General features: G+C 48.4%; 14 protein-coding genes. 6 read left to right on the top strand and 8 right to left on the bottom strand.

Annotated features, from left to right (window positions below; translation table 11 throughout):
• Positions 1-3: 3 nt before the first annotated feature.
• The 3 genes from DWY55_RS01795 to DWY55_RS01785 form a co-directional block, all read right to left on the bottom strand.
• Entirely contained in the window at positions 4-942 is a 939-nt protein-coding gene (locus tag DWY55_RS01795) for a DMT family transporter (protein ID WP_005824237.1), read from the bottom strand.
• A gap of 88 nt (positions 943-1030) precedes the next feature.
• Positions 1031-3553 carry a heavy metal translocating P-type ATPase gene (locus tag DWY55_RS01790; RefSeq protein ID WP_005824234.1) on the bottom strand — a complete coding sequence of 841 codons (2523 nt, stop codon included), beginning with the start codon at positions 3551-3553 and terminating at the stop codon, positions 1031-1033.
• Between the two features lie 263 nt (positions 3554-3816).
• A complete protein-coding gene (locus DWY55_RS01785; protein ID WP_120177986.1) occupies positions 3817-5190 on the bottom strand; it encodes an MATE family efflux transporter in 1374 nt (457 codons plus the stop codon).
• A gap of 143 nt (positions 5191-5333) precedes the next feature.
• Between DWY55_RS01785 and DWY55_RS01780 the strand changes: the two genes are divergently transcribed.
• Positions 5334-6014, top strand: coding sequence for a tetratricopeptide repeat protein (locus DWY55_RS01780; protein ID WP_034523335.1), 681 nt, complete (start codon positions 5334-5336; stop codon positions 6012-6014).
• A gap of 40 nt (positions 6015-6054) precedes the next feature.
• Here the strand turns inward: DWY55_RS01780 and DWY55_RS01775 are convergent, their stop codons facing one another.
• Positions 6055-10110 (bottom strand): hybrid sensor histidine kinase/response regulator transcription factor, encoded by a 4056-nt coding sequence (locus DWY55_RS01775; protein ID WP_055288499.1) that lies wholly within the window; start codon positions 10108-10110, stop codon positions 6055-6057.
• A 203-nt stretch (positions 10111-10313) separates the two neighbouring features.
• On the opposite strand from DWY55_RS01775, the gene DWY55_RS01770 reads away from it, so the two are divergent.
• The 5 genes from DWY55_RS01770 (at position 10314) to DWY55_RS01750 (ending at position 20786) form a co-directional block, all read left to right on the top strand.
• On the top strand, positions 10314-11834 hold the full coding sequence (locus DWY55_RS01770; RefSeq protein ID WP_008665740.1) for a hypothetical protein: 1521 nt from the start codon (positions 10314-10316) through the stop codon (positions 11832-11834).
• A gap of 22 nt (positions 11835-11856) precedes the next feature.
• Complete coding sequence (locus DWY55_RS01765; protein WP_057253199.1) at positions 11857-14907, top strand: SusC/RagA family TonB-linked outer membrane protein; 3051 nt, start codon at positions 11857-11859, stop codon at positions 14905-14907.
• 13 nt (positions 14908-14920) lie between these two features.
• Positions 14921-16582: a RagB/SusD family nutrient uptake outer membrane protein gene (locus DWY55_RS01760; protein ID WP_005824219.1), complete on the top strand. Its 1662-nt coding sequence runs from the start codon at positions 14921-14923 to the stop codon at positions 16580-16582.
• 118 nt (positions 16583-16700) lie between these two features.
• A complete protein-coding gene (locus tag DWY55_RS01755; protein WP_120177985.1) occupies positions 16701-18308 on the top strand; it encodes a glycoside hydrolase in 1608 nt (535 codons plus the stop codon).
• Between the two features lie 36 nt (positions 18309-18344).
• The gene (locus DWY55_RS01750; RefSeq protein ID WP_117703513.1) at positions 18345-20786 is read left to right on the top strand and encodes a sugar-binding domain-containing protein; all 2442 of its coding nucleotides are present in this window, start codon (positions 18345-18347) and stop codon (positions 20784-20786) included.
• Positions 20787-20907: 121 nt separating this feature from the next.
• On the opposite strand, the gene DWY55_RS01745 is transcribed toward DWY55_RS01750, so the two are convergent.
• The 4 genes from DWY55_RS01745 to DWY55_RS01730 all read right to left on the bottom strand — a co-directional run bounded on the left by DWY55_RS01745 (position 20908) and on the right by DWY55_RS01730 (position 24258).
• Positions 20908-21681: a biotin--[acetyl-CoA-carboxylase] ligase gene (locus tag DWY55_RS01745; RefSeq protein WP_005835105.1), complete on the bottom strand. Its 774-nt coding sequence runs from the start codon at positions 21679-21681 to the stop codon at positions 20908-20910.
• Positions 21665-22021 (bottom strand): MmcQ/YjbR family DNA-binding protein, encoded by a 357-nt coding sequence (locus DWY55_RS01740; protein WP_005824210.1) that lies wholly within the window; start codon positions 22019-22021, stop codon positions 21665-21667. The genes DWY55_RS01745 and DWY55_RS01740 overlap by 17 nt, the downstream gene beginning before the upstream one ends.
• 69 nt (positions 22022-22090) lie before the next feature.
• Entirely contained in the window at positions 22091-22456 is a 366-nt protein-coding gene (locus DWY55_RS01735; protein ID WP_117681224.1) for a YraN family protein, read from the bottom strand.
• Entirely contained in the window at positions 22456-24258 is a 1803-nt protein-coding gene (locus DWY55_RS01730; protein ID WP_008665734.1) for a S41 family peptidase, read from the bottom strand. The genes DWY55_RS01735 and DWY55_RS01730 overlap by 1 nt, the downstream gene beginning before the upstream one ends.
• Positions 24259-24434 lie beyond the last annotated feature (176 nt).

The raw sequence follows: 24434 nt of genomic DNA, 5'->3' as shown, positions 1-24434 counted from the left end.
GGATTAGTTTCTTTTTTTGCTTCTTATCGGGAGTCTTGGGAACAGTTTCCTGAAGCGGACCAGTTGGCTTGTAATATTGCCTCCTGCGATGACGAACGTTACGGCTACGATAATCATCACCAGTCCGAAGCTTTCTCTGACTGTCAGGCTTTCTCCAAAGACGGCTATTCCGAAGAAGATGGCTGTCACGGGCTCCAATGCGCCGAGAATGGCGGTCGGGGTGGAGCCGATATATTGGATGGCACCGGTAGTGCAGAGGAAGGATATGGCGGTGGGGAAGACAGCCAATGCAAGCAGATTGGCCCACAGATACCACTGGTCCGGTGTGTTCAGTACGCCGGAATAGAGCAGGCGTGCCACAAAAAGCGATAGGCCGAAGAGAAGGACATAGAAGGTGACTTTAAGCGTAGCCACATTTTTCAACGATGTCTGGTTGATGCCCACGATGTATATGGCATAGGAAAGGGAAGACGCGAAAACCAGCAGTGTCCCTATCAGGCTCAGTGTGCTGCCGTCCTCGCTCTTGTAGAGCAGTCCGATACCTCCCAGTGCAAGCAGCATGCAGACGATGGTTTGCAGTGCCAGCTTCTCTTTGAAAACCATGGCCATAATAAGCGCCACCATGATGGGATAGACGAACAGCAGTGTAGACGCTATGCCGGCGGCCATGTAGTTATAGCTCAGGAAAAGCGTCAGTGAGGAGAGGGCCACGAGCAATCCCATGATGATGAGCGGAAATGTTTCTTTCCGCTGTATCTTGAATGACCGCCCTCTCGCCTTTATCATAATGCCCAGCAACGGGATGGCGAAGAGGTATCTGAAAAAAAGTACCGAGTCCGGGTCCATGCCGGCCTTGTACAACGGGAGGGCAAACAGTGGATTCATGCCGTAGGAGGCTGCGGCGATGGAACCTAAAATATATCCTTTGGCTTTTGCGTTCATATCTTTATCTGTAAATTAGCGCGCAAAGGTAGATATTTACTTTGATTTCCTCCTTCTTTTCTGTATGAAAACCGTATGAATTCTACACTTATGCCTTCAGTGTGTAGTCGCCGGCTTCTTTCGTCACTACTTTCTGCAGTTCTTCGAGCGTCTTTTCACCGTCCGAAAACTCTACGGTGGCTACCGGAGGGTTCAGGGTTACGGTGGCGTGTATGCCTTCCATACTGTTCAATGCTTTCTCTACATGCATGCGGCAATGGTTGCACATCATGCCTTCTACTTTGAATTCTTTCTTCATGATTGTTTCTGTTGGCGGTTCAACTTCTTTGTTTTCTTCTCCTTCATGTATTCTTTTCCGTTTCAGCAGCAGGCTGTTGCTCACCACACTGACACTGCTGAATGCCATGGCCGCACCGGCTATCATCGGATTCAGCAGGAAGCCGTTGATGGGATAGAGTATTCCGGCCGCAATGGGTACACCTATTATATTATATATAAATGCCCAGAAGAGATTCTGCCGGATGGTCCGGACGGTGAGACGCGACAGACAGAGAGCTTCCGGTATCTTGGTCAGGTCGGAAGAGATGATGGTCATTTTGGCTACATCCATGGCGATGTCGCTGCCTCCACCCATGGCGATGCTTAAGTCGGCTTGGGCAAGGGCGGCGCTGTCGTTGATGCCGTCGCCCACCATGGCAACCTTCCGGCCTTCTGCCTGCAACCGGCTGACGAAGGCAGCCTTGTCCTGCGGCAATACACTGGCCTGGTAGTGGGCGATGCCTGCTTTGCGGGCAATCTCACGGGCGGTGGCCTCATTGTCTCCGGTCAGCATGTGGACTTCGATGCCGGCGGCGTGCAGCTCGCTGACGGCACGGATGGAAGTTTCCTTTATCCGGTCTGTAATTCCGGCTATTGCCAGCACGTTTTCTTCATCGGCAAACCAGATGACGGTCTGTGCTTCCGATGTCAGTCGGGTTGCCTCTTCCTGCAGGGAGGGGGGGATGGCGATATGGTTTTCTTCCAGCAGTTTCCGGTTCCCGGCGAGGTAGGTCCGGCCTTGTGCCCGTCCTTTCACGCCTTTTCCGGTGATGCTTTCAAAGTCTTGAATGTCTATGGAGGCCGACTCCTTGAGGTGGTTCACCACGGCTTCTGCCAACGGATGTTCCGAGAGCTTCTCCAGACTATAGAAAATGTCCGACAGCGCATTGCCTGCAGTGGCGCCAGTACCGGGCGTCATTGCCTGCGTATTCCATATCAGCTTGCTGACTACCGGTTTTCCTTCAGTCACCGTTCCGGTCTTGTCGAGTACCACGGTGTCTATCTTCTTGGCAATCTCCAGGCTTTCGGCATCTTTTATCAGAATGCCCCTTTCGGCGCCCTTGCCGATGCCTACCATGATGGCGGTAGGAGTAGCCAGTCCCAGTGCACACGGGCAGGCGATGATGACCACCGTGACAAATGCCAGCAATCCGTGGGTGAATCCGCCGGTTCCGTCCAGTAGCATCCATGCGATGAAGGCAAGCACTGCGATGCCTATAATGGTAGGCACGAATATCCCGGCTATCTTGTCCACCAGCTGCTGCACCGGTGCCTTGCTTCCTTGCGCGTCCTGCACCATGTGTATAATCTTCGCCAGCAGTGTATCCGTGCCGATTTTCTCTGCCCGGAAGCGGAAACTTCCCTTCTGATTGATGGTACCTGCAAAGACCTTGGCGTCTTTGTGCTTGGATACTGCTACCGGTTCGCCGCTCAGCATACTTTCGTCTACGTAGGAGCTACCTTCCGTCACGATGCCATCCACGGCAATCCGTTCTCCGGGCTTCACCAGGACGATGTCTCCGGGGCGAATCTGCTCGATAGGGATAACGCGCTCAAAGGAAGAGTGAGGGACAGCGTGTCCTTCATCCACAATGATGGTCACAGTCTTGGGTTGGAGCCCCATCAGTTTCTTGATGGCGGTTGAGGTGTTTCCTTTCGCTTTTTCTTCCAGCAGGCGGCCCAGCAGGATAAAGGCTATGATGACACTTGCCGCCTCAAAATATACATGCGGATGGATGCCTCTGGATAGCCAGAAGTCCGGAAATAGCATGTTGAACAGGCTGAACAGATAGGCGGTCCCCGTACTGATGGCTACCAGTGTGTCCATATTGGCGCTGCCATGCTGCAATTGTTTCCAGGCGCTGGTGAAGAATCCCCGCCCCAGCCAGAATACGACGGGAGTGGACAACGCCCACATGATGGGATTGGCATGGGGCATATCCATGAAGAACATGCCTATGATGACAACGGGCATAGACAAGATGATGGCCCAGGTTGTGCGGAATTTCAATGCGCTGAATTTCTTGTTGTGGGCCTCTTCCGCCTCTTCGAGCGTGTTGCCGTCCTGGTTTATCAACAAGTCATATCCGGCCGCCTGCACAGCCTGCTGCAAAGTCTCGGAAGAACAGCTCGTAGGGTCATATTCCACGGTTGCCGTTGCCGAAGCGTAGTTTACGACCGCTTTCTTGACACCTGACTGATGGTTCAGCGTCTTTTCTACCCGTGCGGAGCATGAGGCGCAACTCATTCCCAATACGGGAAATGTCTCTTGAACTATATTCTTTTCTGCCATAACAATTTTGTATAAGTCATTACTCTTGCTATGAGTGACTTGGTTCCAAATGCAAATACCGTCAGTCTCATTCCGAGATACCGTTGGTTTCACTACTTGAAACCGTCGGTTTCTCGCATTGAAACCGATGGTGCCAAAAGTTGAAACTTGTTTGGCACCGTATACTGGCTACCTGACGCCTTGTTCTGGAGGGTGGAATCCATATTTTATATCAGTCATAGCGATACAAAGATAATGCTTTTTCCCTTGAAATTGTTCATAGCCTACCCCTCACGCCAAGCAGGTTCCTTCTTGCTGGGAAATGCCCGTCGGATGACTTCCCGGCTCAAGCCTGTCTGCACCACTCCCCGCATCAGCAGGTAAGTGAGGAAAGCAAGCCATAGGGCATGGTTTGCCAGGACGGGATGCAGCCCATAATATAAGATAAAAAAGCTGACAGCTGCCGCTGCCATGGAGAGGAGCATTCCTCGCGTGGCGGTGGCGCCGATGAAGATGCCGTCCCAGATGAAGGCGGCTATCCCGACGGCGGGCACGGCAAGCGCCCAATAAAAATAGGTGTCGGCAACAGCTATCACTTCTTTGTCATCCGTCAATAGTCCGAGGAAGGCATTGCCTCCCAGCGCATAAACCAATGTAAAGAGAACCGCTATCACCGCTCCCCATCCGAAGAGGTGCCGGACGGTGTCTGTAAAGGCTTCCCGGTTGCGTGCGCCTATGTATCTGCCGCTTAAGGCTTCGCCAGCGTAGGCAAAGCCGTCCATTACATACGAGAATAAGGTGAAGAGCTGCATCAGCAGCGTGTTGACCGCCAGAATAATCTCTCCCTGCGAAGCTCCCGCCGAAGTGAAGAACAACGTGACTGCCACCAGGCAAAGAGTACGCAGAAAAATATCCCTATTCACTTGGAAGAACCGGAACATCGCCCCTTTCTCCCAGATACCTGCCCCTTCTCCCCCTTTAATTTTTAATTTATAATTTTTAATTTCCCAGAATCTTTTCAGCCTGCCGTAGTTGTGCATCCAAAGGACAATGCCCATCAGGAAGCCAGCATACTGGGCAATCAACGTCCCCAAAGCTACTCCTTCTACTTTCATCCCACACAGATAAACCAGTCCGAGGCTGGCAATGATATTGACCACATTCTGTGTGATGGCTATATACATGGGGATACGCGAATTCTGCATGCCGATGAACCATCCCGTCAGTCCGTATAGCCCCAGCATGGCAGGTGCCCCCCAAATGCAGATATGGAAATAGCACGTTGCCATTTCTTTGACTTCATCCGTAGGATGGATGAGAAGGAAGGCTCCCTGCCTGATAGGCGTTTGCAGCAGGATGAGGCAGAACGCGACTGCCAGGCCTATGCTCACGGAACGCAACAGCAGGCGGACCACCTCCGGTAAATCCCGCTTGCCGAATGCTTGCGAGGTCATTCCGCTGGTATCCATCCTCAGAAAACCGAATATCCAGTAGATAATGTTGAACAGCATGCCACCTACGGCAATGGCGCCTATGTAGGCGGGCGAACCCAGATGGCCGACGATGGCTACATCAATCAGGCCGAGCAGCGGCACGGTGATGTTCGATACGATGGAAGGTAAGGCTATTTGCAGTATTTGTCTGTCTCTGGGCTTCATTTATATTATTTAATTCATTAAGGTCGGCAAAGTTAACTATTTTTCTACTTTCAACTATTGATGGTTACCGTAAAAATGCGTAGTTTTGTAGGTAGATTTCTATGAGACTGATTGGGCTGTTAAACTATATATATACACTAAAAATGAAAACCTTAACGTTGCTTTTCTCCTTGTTCTTGATGTGTCCGCTGTCTGTCTGGGGACAGTCGGCAGATGAGTTGCTTTCGAAAGTGTCCGATGCACTTTCCGAGGGTAAAGATGACTATGCGGTGAGTTTGTTTCGCCAGGCGGCAAATGCCGGTGAGGATAGGACGGAAATGTTCTACTGGACCAATGTGGACAAGAGCAGTGAGGTGGCTCCCCGTCTTGCGGATGTGCTGGCTGTGCACTACAAGGAAATGCGGAATTACGATAAAGCCTACCTCTTCTATAAGGAGTTCTTGCAGCGTCATCCCGAAGACGTACCTGCACTTGTCTCTTGTGCCGAAATGGAGATGATGCGGGGAAAGGAGAAAGATGCCTTGAAAACCTATGAAAAGGTATTGATGCTGGATGCCGACAATCTCCAAGCCAATATTTTCTTAGGAAATTATTATTATCTCCAAGCCGAGAAGGATAAGAAGAAGCTCGAAGAAGACTATAAAAAGATAACTTCCCCCACAAGGATGCAGTATGCACGCTATCGCAACGGATTGTCAGACGTGTTCACCAATAGCTACGGCAAGGCTAAGGCATACCTGCAACGCGTGCTTCAGGTATTCCCCTCCATGGAAGCAGGCAATACGCTGGAAAAGATAAAGAAGATGGAGCTGGAGCTGAAATAGCTGTCCGCATTCCGACTAATAGGAAGGGGCTGTTTGTCTCTTATTTCTCTCCGGTCTCTTTTAATCTCTTCAGATATTCCGAAGGTATGCAGCCGAATTCTTCCTTGAAGCATTGCCGGAAGTAGAACAGATTGTTTATACCTACCTTGAATGCTATTTCCGAAATGTTGTATTTGCCTTCCAGCAGGTATTGCTCGGCGTGTTTCATCCTTATCTTGCGGACATATTCGTTGGTGGAAAGTCCGGTAAGCGCTTTCATCTTGCGGTAGAGGGTGGAATTGCTCATGCACATTTTATCCGAAAGATAGCTGATGTCTATTTTGTCTGAAGAAAGCCGTTCCTCTATCAGCTGGTTTATCTTGTGGATAAACTCGTTGTCCAGCTTGTTGAGCGATTCTGTAATGACAGCCGCTTTATTGCTTATGGCGGCATTGGCGCTGAAATGGTTTGCCAGGTTGCGCCGCGACTGGAGCAGGTTTTCTATACGGCTATGCAGCAGGCTGGCGCTGAACGGTTTGGTGAGGTAGGAGTCGGCACCTACCTGGTAGCCTTCCTCTTTGTCGCGCAGCGAGTCTTTGGCTGTCAGCAGTATAATGGGTATGTGGCTGGTGCGCACGTCTTTTTTCAGCTCACGGCACATCTCGTTTCCGTCCATTACCGGCATCATAATGTCACTGACGATGATGTCAGGTATTTCTTTCAGGGCGCTTTCCTTGCCCAGCTTTCCGTTGGCGGCAGTCTTTACTTCAAAGTGGTCGGAGAAGGATTCGGCTATATAGTCGCAGATGTCCGGATTGTCTTCCACTACCAGCAATATGGGTTTGTCGCTGGATGAAACTTGATTTACTTGTGCCTCTTCTATATGCTGGACGTTGCTTTCCTTTTCCTGCGAATCGGCATGCAGTGCCTGCGGGTAACTGTTGTCGGTAAGCAGGCTGACGTAGAAGGTACTACCTTGATTGGGAGCACTCTCTACGCGGATTTCCCCTTCGTGTAGGGCTACGAGGTTTTTCACCAGAGAAAGTCCGATACCGGTACCCGAAGCCTGGTGTTTGCCGCCTTCCTGGTAATAACGGTCGAATATGTGGGGTAGTGCCTCCGGCTTGATACCGTATCCCGTGTCGCTGACCCGGATTTCCGTATAGTTCACTTCGGCACGTTCCACCTGTCGGATACCGATGCTGATGCTACCCTTTTCCGTGTACTTTAGGGCATTGGATATCAGATTGTCCAGGATGGTCTGGATAATTTCCTTGTCGAAGTATATAGGCATATGCTCTTTCTCCACCACCAGCCGGATATCGACGGCTGGCTTCCGGTTCAGTTCCTTGTACTTCAGGCCTATCTCGCGGATAAGGGGTACGAGGTTGTCCCGGCTCACGCAGAGTTTCTTGTTCTGGGTCTCGGTCTTTCTGAACTCCAATATCTGGTTGATGAGGTTCAGTAGCCGGATGGCACTTTGGTGAATGACGGATATCTTCTGTGCGTCTTTGGTGGATAGTGTATCACTTTTCTGTATGTCTTCCAGCGGACCCAGTATCAGCGTAAGCGGGGTGCGCAGTTCATGGGTGATGTTGGTGTAGAAGCGCAGGCGTTCGTTGTTCAGTTCCTGCTCGTGTTCGTGGCTCTGCTTCTCCAGTTGGTACAGTGCTTCAGCATCCAGTCTTTTCTTGTAGGCATAGAGTATAGAGAAAAGGATGATAAGGGACAGCAGGATATAGAATGACTTTGCCCACCAAGTAAGCCAAAGGGGTGGGGCGATGCGGATGTTCAATGAGGTGGTTGCGTCCGACCATGCTTGGTTGCGCATGCGCGTTTTCACTTGGAACTGGTATTTCCCGGGAGGAAGATTACGAAAGGTGACATTATTGGGGTCTGTAAGCGTATACCAGGAGTTCTCGAGTCCTTTCAGCATATAGGCATATTCCACTTGGTTGACCAGGGCATAGTTCTGGATGTTGAACCGGATACTGAAACTATTCTGTGTATATTTCAGTTGCACGTTCTTCTGTCCGTTTAAGGCAATGGTGCTCTGTCCGTTTTCCGGTTTGTTCAGCGGGTCGGTAATTTCAATGTTGGTGATGAATGCGGGTGGTGATTTGCGTTCCTGCAATACAACTTCCGGGTTGAAGTAGCACAGACCGTTTATAGAGCCGAAGTAAAAGTTACCGTCTTGTCCGTAGGCTACACTGCCCCGACTGAAGCTTCCCATGGGGAGGTTGTCGTGATAGTCGTAGTTATAGAAAATGTCTTTACTGTCCACAAGACAGCTGATACCTTTGTTGGTGCTCACCCAAATATTTCCTGCCTTGTCCTCACCGATGGCTTGTATGTGGGTGTTAGCCAGTCCGCTTTCACGTTGGTATACTTTGTAGTTTCTGTCTGTCAGGGAGGGGAAGCATACCAAACCTTCACCCGTGGCCACCCACAACCGCTTTCTGCTGTCTTCGTAGAGAGCATTGATGGTATTGGAGGGGAATTTGGCCAGGACGTTGAAGAGCTGGATGCTTTGGAGTTGAGGGTCATAGAGGCCCAGGCCTCCTCCGAAGAATCCTACCCATACTTGGTCTTCGGAATCCTTCAGCACACAGCGGGCCAGATTGTTCTCCAGATTGTAGTGTGCCTTGATTGTCTTGCTGTCACAATCTATAAGATAGACGCCTTCGCTGGTTCCGACCCAAATGTTTCCCTGCTTGTCTTCATGAAAGGAACGTACGTCAGTGCGTGACTTGTCTTCGGAGAAAATCTGCCGGAAGCTTTGGCTCTTGGGGTTGTAGTAGGCTATTCCTCCATAAAAAAGTCCGAACCATAATCCTCCCTTCGAGTCGCACAAGGCTGCCTGCACCGTATTGCTTCTGAATTTCTTGTTGTCAGCATTGTATATGGCTATTCGTCTTCCCTTGTTGAATACGTTGATTCCTCCTCCATCGGTTCCTATCCAGAGGTTACCGGCTTTGTCCATACAGACACCGGAGGCTATTTTACTGTTCAGGCTGTTGTTGGTGGATGGAAAAGGAGAATATTTATAAGTGCTGAAGAGTGACGGCTCGCGTTTTATGAAGTTGATGCCGCCTCCCCAGGAACCTGCCCATACATTACCGAAGGAATCTTGGAGCAGGCAACGGATACTGGAGTTGGACAAGCCGTATTCATCGTCTCCCTCCCGGATAGAAAGCGCATGAATCTGGTCCGACGAACGGAAAAGCTGTTGGGACAAATCCACTACGGCAATGCCGCCGAATTCCATGGCTATCCAAAGTCTGTTGTCATCCAGTTGGTGTATATCATATACACGGTGCGATATGCAGTTGGTTTTGTCGTCGAAGGGGATGAAACTTTCCGCTTCCGGGTTAAACAGTACCACTCCTCTATCGGTTCCTATCCATATGTTTCCGCTTTTGTCTTTGTAGACACATGTCACTTCGTTGCCGGGCAGGCTGTTGGGGTTTTGCGGCTCGTGTGTGAAGTTCTTGACTGTCTTGTCTTTTATGGAAAGTATACTGAATCCCCGGTCCACATGCCCGATATAGAGTAGTCCGTTACCACCGTCTATGGCAGACCAGATATGGTTGCTTGCAAAACCCGGTACGGTTTCGGTATTGTAATGGGTGAATTGCCCGGTTTGCTTGTCAAAATAGTCCACGCCTTTCCAATAGGTGCAAATCCATAGGTTACCGTCGGAGGCGGCAATGATTTTGGTAATGTCGTCCGTAACCAGGCTTTTAGGGTTGTTTTCGTTGTGTCTGTAAGTGATGAATGAATCGTTGGCATAATTGTATGCATTGATTCCGGCACGCTGGGTTCCTATCCATAAGATGGAGTCGACGGGATCGTCCAGCAGACAGTTCAGTTCGTTGCCGGTGATGCTTTGCTTGCCGGTTGTTTCTTCTTTATAATAGGTAAGGAAGCGTATTCCGTCGAATTTATTTAAACCCTCTTCTGTGGCAAACCATAGAGAGCCCCGTTTGTCTTGGGCTATGCTTACCACATGGTTGTTGGACAGCCCTTCACGGATACTCAGATGTTTTATGGTATATGGCTGCGCGGATAGCAGGAATGGCAGGCATAGGAAAATGGAAAGTAGAATCTTCTTCATAACGGGTCGTTTTTCATTGCATGAGTCAAAAGTACAAATAAAATCTTTAGATGATGTGCACAAATCGTGCATTGACAGATTTATATGCCTTCTCTGCAAGATTTATACAGCTGTTGAATCGAAAATTGGCATATGTTTGCATTGCCGATTATTATAAATCGGAACAAAATGTACTTTTTTGTTTAACTTTAATAATAATATTTATGAAGAAGCATTTCTTTAACGCCACTTTCTGGGCGTTGTTATCGCTGGCTTTATGGACTACTGGATGTAGTGACGATGACGGATACTCTGATGTAGACGGGCAGATTCCGACAATGACATTGGTGACGGATCATATTGAATCCGGTGCCGGCCATCGTTTTACCATTGAGGGTTCGTTGGCTGACCAGGATGGAATTGTATCCGTCAATCTGCAATGTGCCGATCTTTATCTGAACAAGACCATTGATTTGGTCGAAATCTATGGAGCTCCCCAAACGGAGTATGAGTTGAGCTATTCTTATGACCTCAAGCGTGATGAAATCGGTGAACGCTTCACCGTGAAAGTGACCGTAACAGATGCGGGCGGGCGTGAAGTGTCGCAGGATGTGTTGATAACGATGGATGGGGACTTTGAGAATCCTACATTTACAATTGCCCCTGGTAAGGAGGTTACCGTACTGATAAAGGATGAAACAAAGTTCAACCTGAATTTCACGGTGAAAGATGACCGCATACTGGATTATGTACTCATTGAGATTCCTGGGGTAGAAGGTTTTGAAAGCCGCCGTATAGAGGCTGGCGGGCAATCTACTTTGAGCTTTACGGAGAAGATTATTCTGCCTAATGAGGTGAAAAGTTACGATGTGACTTTGACGGCTGTGGATGCCAGAGGCAATCAGACAGTGACCAATAGTACCATCAGTGTATCTGAAATGCCTGACTTCCCCAAAATGTATCTGGCCGATGTGGCAACCGTAGAGGAATTGAACAGTGATATTTTCGGTGTACCGATGGTGATTAACCATACGGGCGAGTACCAATATCGTGCACGTTATTATAATAAAGCTGCCGGTACGGAAATTTTCTTCTTACCGCAAAAGACAGACTTTACTCCTATCTGTTTTGGCCTTGATCCGGAGGATAATACAAAACTGACGGATGACCCGGAAACGGCTAAACCTATTGTCTTGGATGAGGCTGGTGTTTATTATGAAATAGACATCAATGTGAAAGAGTCTACTTATAGTATGCGCACGTACTCGGTGACAGAGGCTACAAATCCGATGAAATATGAATATGGAAAGCCTTGTTTTGACCGTTGGGAGAATGGGGAATCGTTCATTGATTTCTATATCGGTTGGGGAGGTTCTCCTCAGGATGCGGGAAATCAGTTGTTTGCCCAGGATAAAAATAATCCTCATCTTTTCTATTATCCGGAAAATGGAACTTGGACGCTGGAAGCCGGTGAAGAAATGAACTTCATCATATCCAATTATCATCCCGACGGATGGTGGGATCATGTGGAATGGCGGTGTGACGACTCTCAGAATGTAGAGAAGTTTGGTTACTTCAGTAAGAAAGGGGATGTGAATCCTAATTGGGAAGGCACCAATCAGCGTTGGGAAGACGGCTCGATGGTAGGTGACAACTGGATGAAGCCTACGGTTACGGTGACCGGCAACTACCGCTTTGAGTTTGACGCGCATTTGGGTCGCGGCAAGATTGTGCCTGCTAATTAAAAAGTAACATTAGATTTAAGATATGAAAAAGCAAATTCTATTATTATGTCTTGCGCTGATAAGCCTTTGCGGTTATGCGCAGCAGATAACGGTTAAGGGTGTGGTGACTTCGGCCACCGACCAGCAGCCGTTGATTGGAACTACAGTTCAAGTGAAAGGTACCGGTACGGGTACAATTACCGGTATCGACGGTGATTATACATTACCCAATGTAGACAAGAATGCAGTGTTGGTATTCTCTTCTATTGGTTTTGAGTCTCAGGAAATAGCTGTAGGTGGACGTACTACGATTAACGTGGTACTGAAGGAGGCTGCGGAATTACTGGATGAAGTGGTGGTTATCGGTTATGGTGCTGTGAAAAAGAGCGATTTGACCAGTTCTATTGCTACAGTAAAAGGCGATGAAATCACTGAAACCGTGACCGGTAATGCTATGGATGCTTTGCAGGGTAAGGTAAATGGTGTACAAGTCACCAGTGGTGGTGGCCCTGGAGCTACTCCGAAGGTGCTGATTCGTGGTGTAACTACCGTAAACGGTACGAATCCGTTGTATGTAGTGGATGGTATGCCGGTAGGTGACAATATCAACTTTCTGAATAGTAACGATATTGCTTCCATGGAAGTATTGAAAGATGCTTCGGCTGCCGCTATCTATGGTACACGTGCATCAAACGGTGTCATCCTGATTACTACAAAGAAAGGTAAGACTGGTAAAGCCCGCATCAATTGGAATTCTTCTGTTGGTTTCCAGACCGTGGCCAAACCTAATATTGCCGGTGCGGCTGAATATAAAGAAGTGTTCAATACTCGTTATACGAATGATGGCCTTTCTTCTATCTGGAACGATACGGGTGCTACGACCAATCCCGGTGGTACAGACTGGTGGGATACTGTAGTCAATAAAACAGCTTTGGTGCAGAACCATTCACTTAGTGTTGCCGGTGGCTCAGAACAGTTTGTTTATAACTTTAGCGTGGGCTATTATCGTAACAACTCACAGTTTGATGTAGGTTATTGGGATAAGATAAATATCCGTCTGAATACTGAATATACATTTAATAAGTATGTAAAATTGGGAGTTGATATTGCTCCACGTGTCGAATCATGGGATGATACCCCAAACCAGTTCTCGGCAGCCATGGCTATGGACCCGACAACTCCGGTATTCCGTCCGCAGGACCAATGGGAGGATAATGAGTACAACAACTATCAACGCTCTTACAACAACCAGGAGTGGAATCCCGCCGGTTCAATTGCCCGTAGCAATGCTCATTCTCGCGAGTTGGGTGCCATTCTGAATACCTATCTGCAGGTAAACCCGATAGAAAAGCTGACGTTGCGCACCCAGTTCGGTGCCAATGCACACTATCGCCGTTCTGATTCATTCGTTCCGAAGTTCAATATGGATCCGTTGGAGAAACAAGACTTGAACGAAATCACCCGCCGCAATCAGGAGTGGTTTGACTGGAACTGGACGAATACAGCCACTTACATGGACACTTTCGCTGAAAAGCACAACTTGAATGTAATGGCTGGCTTTACTGCCGAACGTTTTGCATGGTACAATACTCAGGCACGGCGTGATAATGTTCCCAATAATCTGGACCAGATGCAGGAAGTGAATGCCGGACAGCAGGGTACGGACGAGGCCAACGGTGAAACCACTTACAATACACTGGTTTCTTTCCTGGGCCGTGTCATGTACAACTACGATAACCGTTACTACATTTCGGCATCTCTCCGTGCCGACGGTTCCTCCCGTTTCCCGAAGGGCAGCAAGTATGCCCTCTTCCCGTCTGTTTCCGCTTCCTGGCGTGTCATCAGTGAGGCATTTATGCAGGACCAGGACATCTTCAGTGACCTGAAGTTTCGTGGAGGCTGGGGCCGTGTAGGTAATCAGAATATCAACAATAATGCTACCCTTACTTTGTTGAGCGAAACCCAATACTATTATGGCAATACGTTGGCAAATGGTTACTTCGTGTCTACAGTAGGTAACAACCAGTTGAAGTGGGAGACTGTGGAAGATTGGAACGTAGGCGTGGATATGTCATTCCTTGATTCACGTTTGGGTGTAACATTCGAATATTTCCAGAAAAAGTCCATTGACATGCTCTACCAGAAACAGAACATCCTCTCTTTGGGATATGATAACTGGAACAGCCAGATTTGGATGAACATCGGTAGTATGCAGGCCCGCGGTTGGGAAGTGGGACTTACCTGGCGCGATGAAATCGGCAAGGATTTCTCTTACGATCTTGGTCTGAACCTTTCTGCCGTGCGCAACAAGGCCATCAAGTTCTCGGGCGACGGTCCTATCAATGTCGGTGGATTCAATAGCGACCAGATTATCCGTAACGAAGATGGTGGTTTTATCTCCCGTTTCTACGGTTACGTGGCCGATGGCTTGTTCCAGAATTGGGAAGAGGTGTATGCGCACACTGACGAACACGGAACACTGATTCAGCCCAATGCAAAACCGGGAGACATCCGCTTCAAGGACCGGGACCATAACGGAGTGCTCGATGCCAATGACAAAGATTATATCGGTAATCCTTATCCTGATTTAATGATGGGTCTGAATATTGGTATGCGTTATAAGAACATTGATTTTGCAGCCAATTTCTATGGTACGTTCGGTAATGATATTTACAATGTCACCAAAGGACGGTACTCCGGTTCAGGCGGACAGAATGTTTGGGCAGGTACACTGGAGAAAGCATGGCATGGAGAGGGTACCGGCAATGATATTCCCCGTTTGTCGAGCAATGACTTGAACCTGAACTATAACCGTGTTTCCAGTTTCTATGTGGAAGATGGTTCCTACTTGCGTTGCAAGCTGTTACAGATAGGCTATACGCTTCCTAAGAAATGGGTTGGAGGTGCTGACTTGCGTCTTTCCTTCTCTGCACAGAATCCGTTTACCATTACCGGTTATTCGGGAATGGACCCCGAACGCCCGATGGTTGACGGTACTACCGACAGCTCTGGCAGTGCCATCAATACCGGTATTGACAACGTGGCTTATCCTAATCCGAGAACATTCTTGTTTGGCATTGACTTCAAATTTTAATTCTTGATTATCCATGAAACGAATATTTACAATAGTAGTTCTGATTGCTTCGCTGGTGTTTACCTCTTGCGAGGACTTCCTGACCGAAGACGTACGCGGGCAATTGAACGTGGACACTTATTATAAGTCCATAGAAGAGTGTGAATCCGCAGTCACGAGCTGTTATCAGGCCATGACATATGGAGGATGGTGGCAAATCAACACCGTGTGGTTACTTTCCGAAATGTGTGGAGATGATGCCTGGATGGGGAATACCTCTCAGTCTCAGAGTGATTATATCTCATTGGCACATTATCAGGGAAACGGTGCCAGCAATGGTCCTATCTCCAATTTTTGGCAGTACCGTTACAAAGGTATTTTACGTTGTAACATAGCCATAGATCGCATTGCGGCTCTCGAAACCCAAGAGACAGAAACCAGAGACCGTCTGGTGGCAGAAGCCCGTTTCCTGCGTGGCTACTATTACTTCGAACTGGTGAGAAATTTTGGCGGGGTGCCCTTGATGACCAGTTTCCAAATGCCGGAAGAAGTGGAGGGAACAGAACGTGCTACGGCAGAAGCCGTGTACAAATTCATAGAGGATGACCTGATGGCAGCTGCCGAAATACTGCCGCAACGCAGTACTGCGCAAGTAGGGCATGCTACCCGTGGCGCCGCTTTAGGATTATTGGGTAAAGTGTACCTCTATCAGGAGAAATGGCAGGCTGCCCATGATGTGTTGAAGACTGTGATAGATGAAGGCGAATACCAATTGCTTCCCGATTTCGGGCAGGTATGGAATGTCGACTATGACAACAGTGCGGAGAGCCTTCTGGAAATCCAGTATGAATATCATCCCACTTTGGGCTTAGGAGGGGCGCTTGCTACGGTAACCGGTGCCCGTAATGGTCCTGGTGATGGTTGGAGCTGGTGTCAGCCTACGGCAAATTTGGAGCAAGCTTATATTGAGGCCGGTGATACGGAACGTTTGAAATGGACAATAATCAAGTCGGGCTGTACAGAAATTGCCGGCGAAGACCAATTCGAAGATTTCATTGACGCAAGCAAAGCGTTGAATAAGTATCAGGAATATCTTGATAAATATGGTTGGGACCCCAATTGCTATATTATCAATCCCGCTGACCATAAGTCTGCGCGTATCATCCGCAAGTATTTCCTGCCGATGAAATATCGTGCTCAAGGCGATGCAACGGCTTACGCCACGGACAAGAGTCCTTTGAATCACCGTATTCTGCGTTATGCCGATGTCCTTTTAATGTATGCTGAGGCTTGCAATGAACTGGGTGATGACGCTTCTGCCCGTGATGCTCTCAATCAGGTGCGCAGACGTGCCAAGTTGGATGACGTTACGGCAAGTGGAAAGGCATTGCAAAGTGCCATTCGCCTGGAGCGCCGTTTGGAATTGGCTTTCGAGCAGAACCGTCTGTATGATATCCGCCGCTGGACTGATACAAATGGTAAAAAGGTGATTAGCAATATCCTGGGACCGAACGGTTCCTTTGTGAAGTGGAACACTGAAGAGGCTACCCGTGACGCTCTTGAGTGGGAAAATCAAGGTGAAGCAAGTGACAAAGGCATCACTTTCAATGAAAACCGCGACATGGTGTTCCCCATTCCTTTGTACGAAATCACGATGTCCAACGGTTCCATTACCCAGAATCCGGGTTGGAATTAAACACATTCTGATGAAAGCAGATTGTTGCAGGAACTGATTATTCAATAGGTCTTTATATTCTGTCGCGGATAGTTTGCAATGGATTATCCGCGGCAGTTTTTTAATCCAAAATAATATCATGAATTTGAGACACATTTTTATTCTTCCGGCACTGCTTACCGCAATGGCTTGCAGCGATGATTCTCCCGTTACACCGGATACTCCCGACACTCCTGAGGGTCCGGACATTACGAACAGCGTAGAGAAACTGGTGAGCATCGATGCCGGACAGACTTTCCAGACAATAGCCGGCTTCGGCGCTTCGGACTGTTGGACGCCAGCCTTTGTGGGCAACTCATGGACTTCGCACCGTGCGGGGATTACGGAACTGCTTTTTTCCTCAGAGATTGTGGGCGGCAAGCCGAAAGGAATCGGCCTTTCCCAATGGCGGGTGAATCTTGGTGGCGGCAGTGCCGCGCAAGGTGAAGCCTGCGGCATCGAGGACAAATCCCGTCATGCGGAATCCTATCTTACCGATGACTTGACGTACGACTGGACCCGTTGCGAGGGACAACGTTACTTCATGGACCGTGCCAAGGAGCTGGGATGTAACAATTTCGTTCTTTTCAGCAATACACCTCCCGTGCAGTACACCTATAATGGAAAAGGATTTTCCGCCAGAGGGGGACTTTCTAATCTGAAACCGGAACATTATGGTGACTTTGCAGGATATATGGCCGATGTAGCGGCCCGTTATACCGCTGAAGGCTATCACATAAGCCATATCTCGCCCGTCAACGAGCTGCAGTACAACTGGGACAGCGGACAGGAGGGCAGTGGCTGGACCAATGACGAAGTGGCTGCACTGGCACGCGAGTTGGATATGTCGTTGGATGACCGGGGGCTTTCCACAGACATTCTCTTGGGCGAATCCGGTGATTGGGAGTATCTGTATAAAGTGAAAGGCGATGCCAACCGCAGTAATGTATTCTCAGCTTTCTTTACACCCGGCTCTTCCGCCTACGTGGGTGACTTGGCACACGTGAAGAATCTCATTTGCGGACACAGCTATTGGACTGACGGCACATGGGACGGTATGCGCAACGTGCGCAAGCAAGTGGCCCAGGCTGCCGGTCAGTATAATCTGGATGTTTGGCAGAGTGAATGGAGTATGCTGGGCGATAATTACAGCAGTTCCGAATTCGTGGGCTACGAGCAGGCTTCTGAGATGGATATCGCTTTCTACATGTCGAAGGTCATCCACAATGACCTCACTGTGGCTGGGGTGTCTTCCTGGAGTTACTGGACATCGATGGATGTTTCCCGTTGGGGGCATAAGAACCGTTTTCTCTTGATTTCGCTGGTACCTGCCGGTGGCGAGTATGGTGATATAGAGCAGGAGGGAAGCTATCAGGCTACTGCCACTCTTTGGGTACTGGGCAATTACAGCCGCTTTATCCGTCCGGGATACCGCCGTATTGCCCTCGACTTGAACGAATCGCGTACTTTTTTCGGTTCCGCCTGGCTTTCTCCCGAGGGGGATAAGGTAGTGGCCGTCTATACAAACATGTCTGATAAGGCGGTTCGCTTAGGTGAAACGCATGTGGGATGGAGCAATGAAGCGAAGTCAATAGCTACTTATACAACTACCGGTAGCAAGAATCTGGTGGAAGGAACGGTGGCGGCAGGCAAGCAGGTGATTCTGGAAGCCAAGAGTGTGACAACCGTGGTGTATAGCCTGAAGTAAGGAATTAGTTTAACTTCAAAGAAAATCTATATGAAAATGTATTTTAAGAATAACAGGACTGCTCTTGTCTTCTTGCTGGCAATGCTGGCCGTTGCTCCGATAAAGGCGCAGGTGGCATTTGGCGATGCCGCAAAATTCAATGACGGATGGCTGTTCCGGCTGACGGACGACTCGGCTATTGTCCGGACTGACTATGACGACAGCGAATGGCGGAAGCTTTCTTTGCCACACGATTGGTCCATAGAGGGGCAATTGTCGCCCACACTGGCCAGTTGCACCGGGTACCTGCCGGGTGGGATAGGCTGGTATCGCAAACACTTCAGGGTTGAAGACAACGCAACACGTCATTATATCTATTTCGAAGGGGTATATAACCGGAGCGAGGTTTACCTGAACGGGCATCTGCTTGGCAGGCGCCCCAACGGCTATGTATCGTTTCTTTACGACATGACCCCTTACCTGAAGGAAGGCGACAATGTGCTGGCTGTCCGTGTAGACCATAGCCGTTATACCGATTCACGTTGGTATACGGGGTCGGGCATCTATCGCGATGTATGGCTGGTGGCTGCTCCCGATACACATATTGCGCAATGGGGTGTGGGCTGGCATGCCGCTTCGCTGACAGACAAGCAAGCCGTCGTTGCGGTCGATGTAGAGGTGGAGAAGCACAAGGCAACTTCCGACAAACTGGAACTGAAGGCTTCACTGTACGATACTGCCGGAAAGCAGGTGGCACAACGCCGTGTGCGTGTTGCCGATGGAAAAGAGGGCATTGCCAAGCAAAGTCTTGACTTGAAAGTGTCCAAACCCCATCGTTGGAATCTGGATAATCCGTATCTGTATACATTGAAAACCGAATTGCTTGCCAATGGCAAACGCATTGACGGCAGTGAGACCAAAGTGGGACTGCGTACGCTGGAATTTGATGCCAACAAAGGTTTTGCCCTCAACGGCAACTGGATGAAGGTAAAAGGTGTATGCCTGCATCATGATGCAGGAGTGCTGGGTGCAGTAGTGCCGCCGGAGGTATGGGAACGCCGCCTGAATAACTTGAAAGGGATTGGCGTAAATGCCATCCGCATGAGCCATAACCCACAAGCCCCCGTTCTTTATGAACTGTGTGACCGCCTGGGATTTCTTGTAATGGATGAAGTCTCTGACGAATGGGAGTTTCCGAAACGCAAATGGGTACAAGGCTGGAATGTGGGTACTCCGAGTTATGACGGTACTTTCGACTTCTTCGAGGAGTGGATAGAACGGGACGTAACCGATATGGTACGTCGTGACCGCAATCATACCTGTATTTTCTTGTGGAGTATCGGCAATGAAGTGGATTATCCGAACGACCCTTATTCGCATCCCGTTCTTGATGGAGCTAAAATCAACCAGCCTATGTTCGGGGGCTATAAGCCGGATGCTCCCGATGCCATGCGCATCGGAACCATAGCAAAGCGTCTGGCTGCCTGTGTACGTGCCGTGGACACTTCCCGTCCCGTGACCGGAGCTTTGGCGGGTGTCGTGATGTCGAACGAGACGGAGTATCCCGATGCTGTGGATGTGGTGGGGTATAACTATACGGAAAACCGCTACGACCAAGACCATGCCACTTATCCGGACCGCATTATCTATGGAAGCGAGACGGGTTCGGGGCTTGATGCCTGGTATGCCGTCCGCGACAAGGATTTCATCTTCGGGCAGTTCATCTGGACCGGTACGGATTATCTGGGTGAATCGGGCAGATGGCCGTCCCGCGGTTTGTACACGGGTTTGCTCGATTTCGGAAGTTTCCCCAAGCCACGCGGACATTTCCGGGCTTCGTTGTGGTGCGAGAATCCGGTCACGTATGCAGGAACATATCCGGTATATGTCCATCCCAAGCATCCCGAGCATGTATTCCTTTCGCCTGATGCATGGGACATCTGGAACTATGACGAGGGGCAGAACATACGTGTGGTGTGTTATACCAATGCTCCGCAGGCGCGTTTGCTGCTCAACGGCAGGGTGGTAGGCGAGATGAAACCTTATGATGAAAAGACCGGCATCATCTACTGGGATATTCCTTTCCGGGCTGGTGAGCTTCGTGCTGAGGGCTGCGATAAGGAAGGAAATGCCTTGTCGAGCTATTCCATCCGGACATCCGGACGTCCTTATGCCATCCGTGCCACGGCGGATCGCACTATTTTGTCCGGCGACCGCGCCACTGCGCACATAACCGTAGAGGTGGTTGACGAAGAAGGTACTGTTGTGAAACTTGGCGACAATGAAATTACGTGTACAGTTGAAGGAGCGGCGCGTCTGCTTGGGCTCGAAGGCTCTGACAACAGTGACATGAGTGATTATACCGATAACCGTCACCGCGTATACCACGGGCGTTTGCTGGCCTATATACAGACTACCGGAGGAGAGGGACCGGTTAAAGTAAAGTTTGCTTCCCCCCTTCTGAAAGGAACTGAAGTAAAGTTTGAAGTAGGGCAGTAGTACACTACTATGGACTTATGTTTGTGCCATCGTATTGGCACAGTCGTGCCAGTACGATGGCAAGGCTGTGCCAGTATGGTGGCACAACTTTGCCAATGCGATGGCACGGGTTGTGCATTTCTTACAGAATGTATTGCACTTCCTTGAACAGATATTCCCGTTCACTTCCTCCTTCATCCTCCAGCACGAACCGTCCGTCTTGCTCTACACGCAGCAACCGGGCAAGGAACTTGCCGTTGGCATCTTCATAAGGGTGCAATCCCCGGCGACGGAAAAGGGAGCGGGCATACCGTGTGGATATCTCGTCGGAGTAGACGGCGAAGTCCTCCATTTGGAGGCTGTTGTAGTAGATTTGTACACGTCTTAGGATATGGGCAAGGATTTCATAACGGTCGTGCTCCTTTCCGGTGATTTGTTTCAGTGAGACGGGGTTGGGAGCATCACTGTTGAAGACTTCCTGGTTGATGTTGATACCGATTCCGGCAATGCTGCGCCTGATATGATGTCCGGAAAGGTCGTTCTCTATCAGTATGCCGCAGATTTTCTTGTCTTTCCAATAAATGTCGTTCGGCCATTTGATGGTGATTTCATCAGACCATCTGCTCAGCTCTTCCTTAATGGCGAGGGAAACGATTTGTGAAAGGATGAACTGCCGGCGGGCTTCCAGAAAAGAAGGGTAGAGTACAAAGCTGAAAAGCAGGTTCTTGCCTTCTTCAGCTTCCCAGGTATTGCCGCGCTGGCCTTTACCGGCAGTTTGGAACTCGGCAGTCACGGTTGTTAGTTCGGCAACGGATTCTTGCAACTGGTTGCAAAGCTGGCTGAGGTATTGGTTGGTCGATGCCGTCTCGTCCAATGCCACCAGTGGGAACGGGAATGTGTCAGGGCAGGGCTTCATATTCGGTACGCATTTTTTTGGTGAACTTCTTCAATACTTCTTCCACGGAGTGGTCTATCAGTTGCTTCAACAGTTTGTCGTCGACGTCACCGTCAAGGAACACCTGGTTCCAGTACTTTTTGTTGAAGTGATAGGCACCTTCGATGGCAACATAGTGCTCCCGCAGTTCGAGTGCATATTCGGGGTCGCATTTCAGACAAATCTTGTTGGCGCTTTCCAGGTCGATAAGTGCAAACATTTTATTCATGACTTTCATCACGAGCGAGTATTCGTCAAACGGAAAGCATTCCGTGACGGCTTTTTTGCTGAGGCAATATTCGCGGGCGGTTTCGATGTCCATGATGGTATTTACGGTTTTACGGTTTACAATTTACGATTGAAATAACTCTTGCTTGTCAATTTTCAACTCTCAGAACATCGGCGGATAGAAGGCTTCTTTGAGATGCTCTATCTTGAATGCACCCGGTTCGCCTACAGCCGTTATGATGTCGAAGCGGACGGGTGCATCCAAGCAGAAGTGCTTGATATAGGCATCGGCCGCTACGACAATACGTCGTATTTTCTGCCAGTTCACGGCATCCTGCGGCTCAATGTAATCCGTATTGCTACGGGTTTTCACTTCCACAATAATCAGTTCCTTATCTTTGTCGGCTACAATATCCAGCTCAAGGTGATTCTTTCGCCAGTTACGGTCACGTATGGTGTAACCGTTCTGTTCCAAGTATTTGGCAGCGGCGTCTTCACCGGCTTTTCCAAGAATATTGTGTGCACTCATTATTCTGCGTGTCTGGCAGGCATCAGCATACCGTCGTGTCCAGGACGGAAGATAGCGGGCAACTTATAAGTTTTACCATCCAATGTATTGACCACTGCACTGCGCGTTTGGGGGGCTGGATTTGTACCGGTAATCAGTTCAATGGCCTTGGCATACAGAGGTTCTTCATTGTTTCCATAATCTTTATGAATATAGAATACACCTTGTTCGTTATAAGGATTGGTTTCATCCATCAATATATCGGGTTCAAATCCTTTTTCATACTCCCCGAATCCTTTGGCGTTATAGCTTTGGAAGGTGATAGGAACAACACGATATGTGTTATTCCGGACAGTGTACTCCTCATATTCCATACCTACGTTCTTACCAGTGGTCTTTTCACCTATAAGTATTACGTCCAAATCTATTCCTTCTAAGGAATTAATGACGAGTTCACTGGCAGAGGCCGTTCCATTTCCGACAAGGCAGTAGACGCGGGGAAGGTTGAGGCTTCCGGCTGATAAGGAAGTACCCAAGTTGGGATAACTGGAGTATGCAAATAATTCATCTTCCCGTTTGTTATTGAGTTTTGCCATTCTTTCATCATTGTATCGTAAACTGCTGAATACTTTACCTTGAGAGGCAGTACCGGCAATACAAGTTGCTATCAGATTAGCCGACATGGTATGCCCACCACCATTGTACCGCAAGTCCAGAATCAAATCTGTGACGTTCTTGTTTTTAAAATCTTTGAAAACATTGAATAATTCTTGGTCAAAGCCTGCCTCGAACCCAGAATAAACGAGGTAACCGATTCTATGTCCTTCTATATCTTCCTTGACATTACTGAAGATGACGGGGTTGTTGTATGTGGCTTTGGAAGTTATGGTGTATTCCTTTTGCCCGGTAATGGTGCCTCCTTCTACGACATCTTCTGTCAAAGTATAGTTGATAGTTGCATCTGGTGACAATATGTCGTAATAGAAGTTATTAATATTGTTATTATTTATCTTCTTTCCATTTATCAGGCTTATCATTGCTCCTCGTTTGAGTCCAGCTTCGGAGGCCGGTGAATCGGGATATACACCTTGGAGGCAGAAATAAATGGTATTTTCTGCTTGTGTGCCAATGCTTATGGGGGTTATACCGGTGATACCGAAACTATATGCCAGTTCCTTGTTTACAATTTTGGTGGTACGGGTTGAACTAATATTGGGCAATAGCTGGATATAAGAGAAAAGATTATAATATGTCTTGCCGTCGCTACCGACATATGTTTTTTTATCCAATGTATTGGTAGTCATACTTCCCAATGCATCATAGAAGAAGTCTTCATAGCCTTTGTTATGGTCAAGATTCAACGTTTTGTATTCATCGTTCCAGAGATACATTTCCCTCAGATATTCATCAACTTTTGCGTTAATCTCCATATCTTCAGTGGTTTGGGGAACACTGGTCCCCTTTTGTGTAACTTCAAAACTTGCAGGAGAATAGCCGTCTATATTAATGGAAATTCTGGCTGTCCGGTCGGTGGTGGAACTTGTACTTACAGATAATTTCAAGGTGCTTTGTCCTTTTGTACCCGAGGTCGTATTCAGTTTGCACCAATCCGCTCCTGAGGTGACGGAAGCTACCCATTTGGCTGCAGCATTGAAGCTTACAGACAACTCATTATCCTGGCTGATCTCCAGGGATTTTCCCTCTGTCCAACTCTGATTGGTTATGCCGGTATTAAGTTTATTATCGTCATCGTCACTACATGAGATAAAACTTATACTGAACAATGTGAGTAGAAAGAAACTAAGATAATTTACATGTTTCATACCTTTTAAATTTAGAACTCTCCAAAAATACGTTTTTAATTACTAAATTAAAATGTTTTTAAGAAATACTTTAAGTTTACCGGTCAAAAAAATATTTCAGTGCTATTTAAGTGTTTCCGATATAAAAATTACGTAGGTTCGTTTTGTTTTTACAGAAGTAAAAGTAATTTTGCAGG

It is taken from the genome of Bacteroides sp. AF25-38AC (assembly GCF_003602995.1).
GTDB lineage: Bacteria > Bacteroidota > Bacteroidia > Bacteroidales > Bacteroidaceae > Bacteroides > Bacteroides uniformis.
This window is presented reverse-complemented; position numbering and strand designations above follow the sequence as displayed.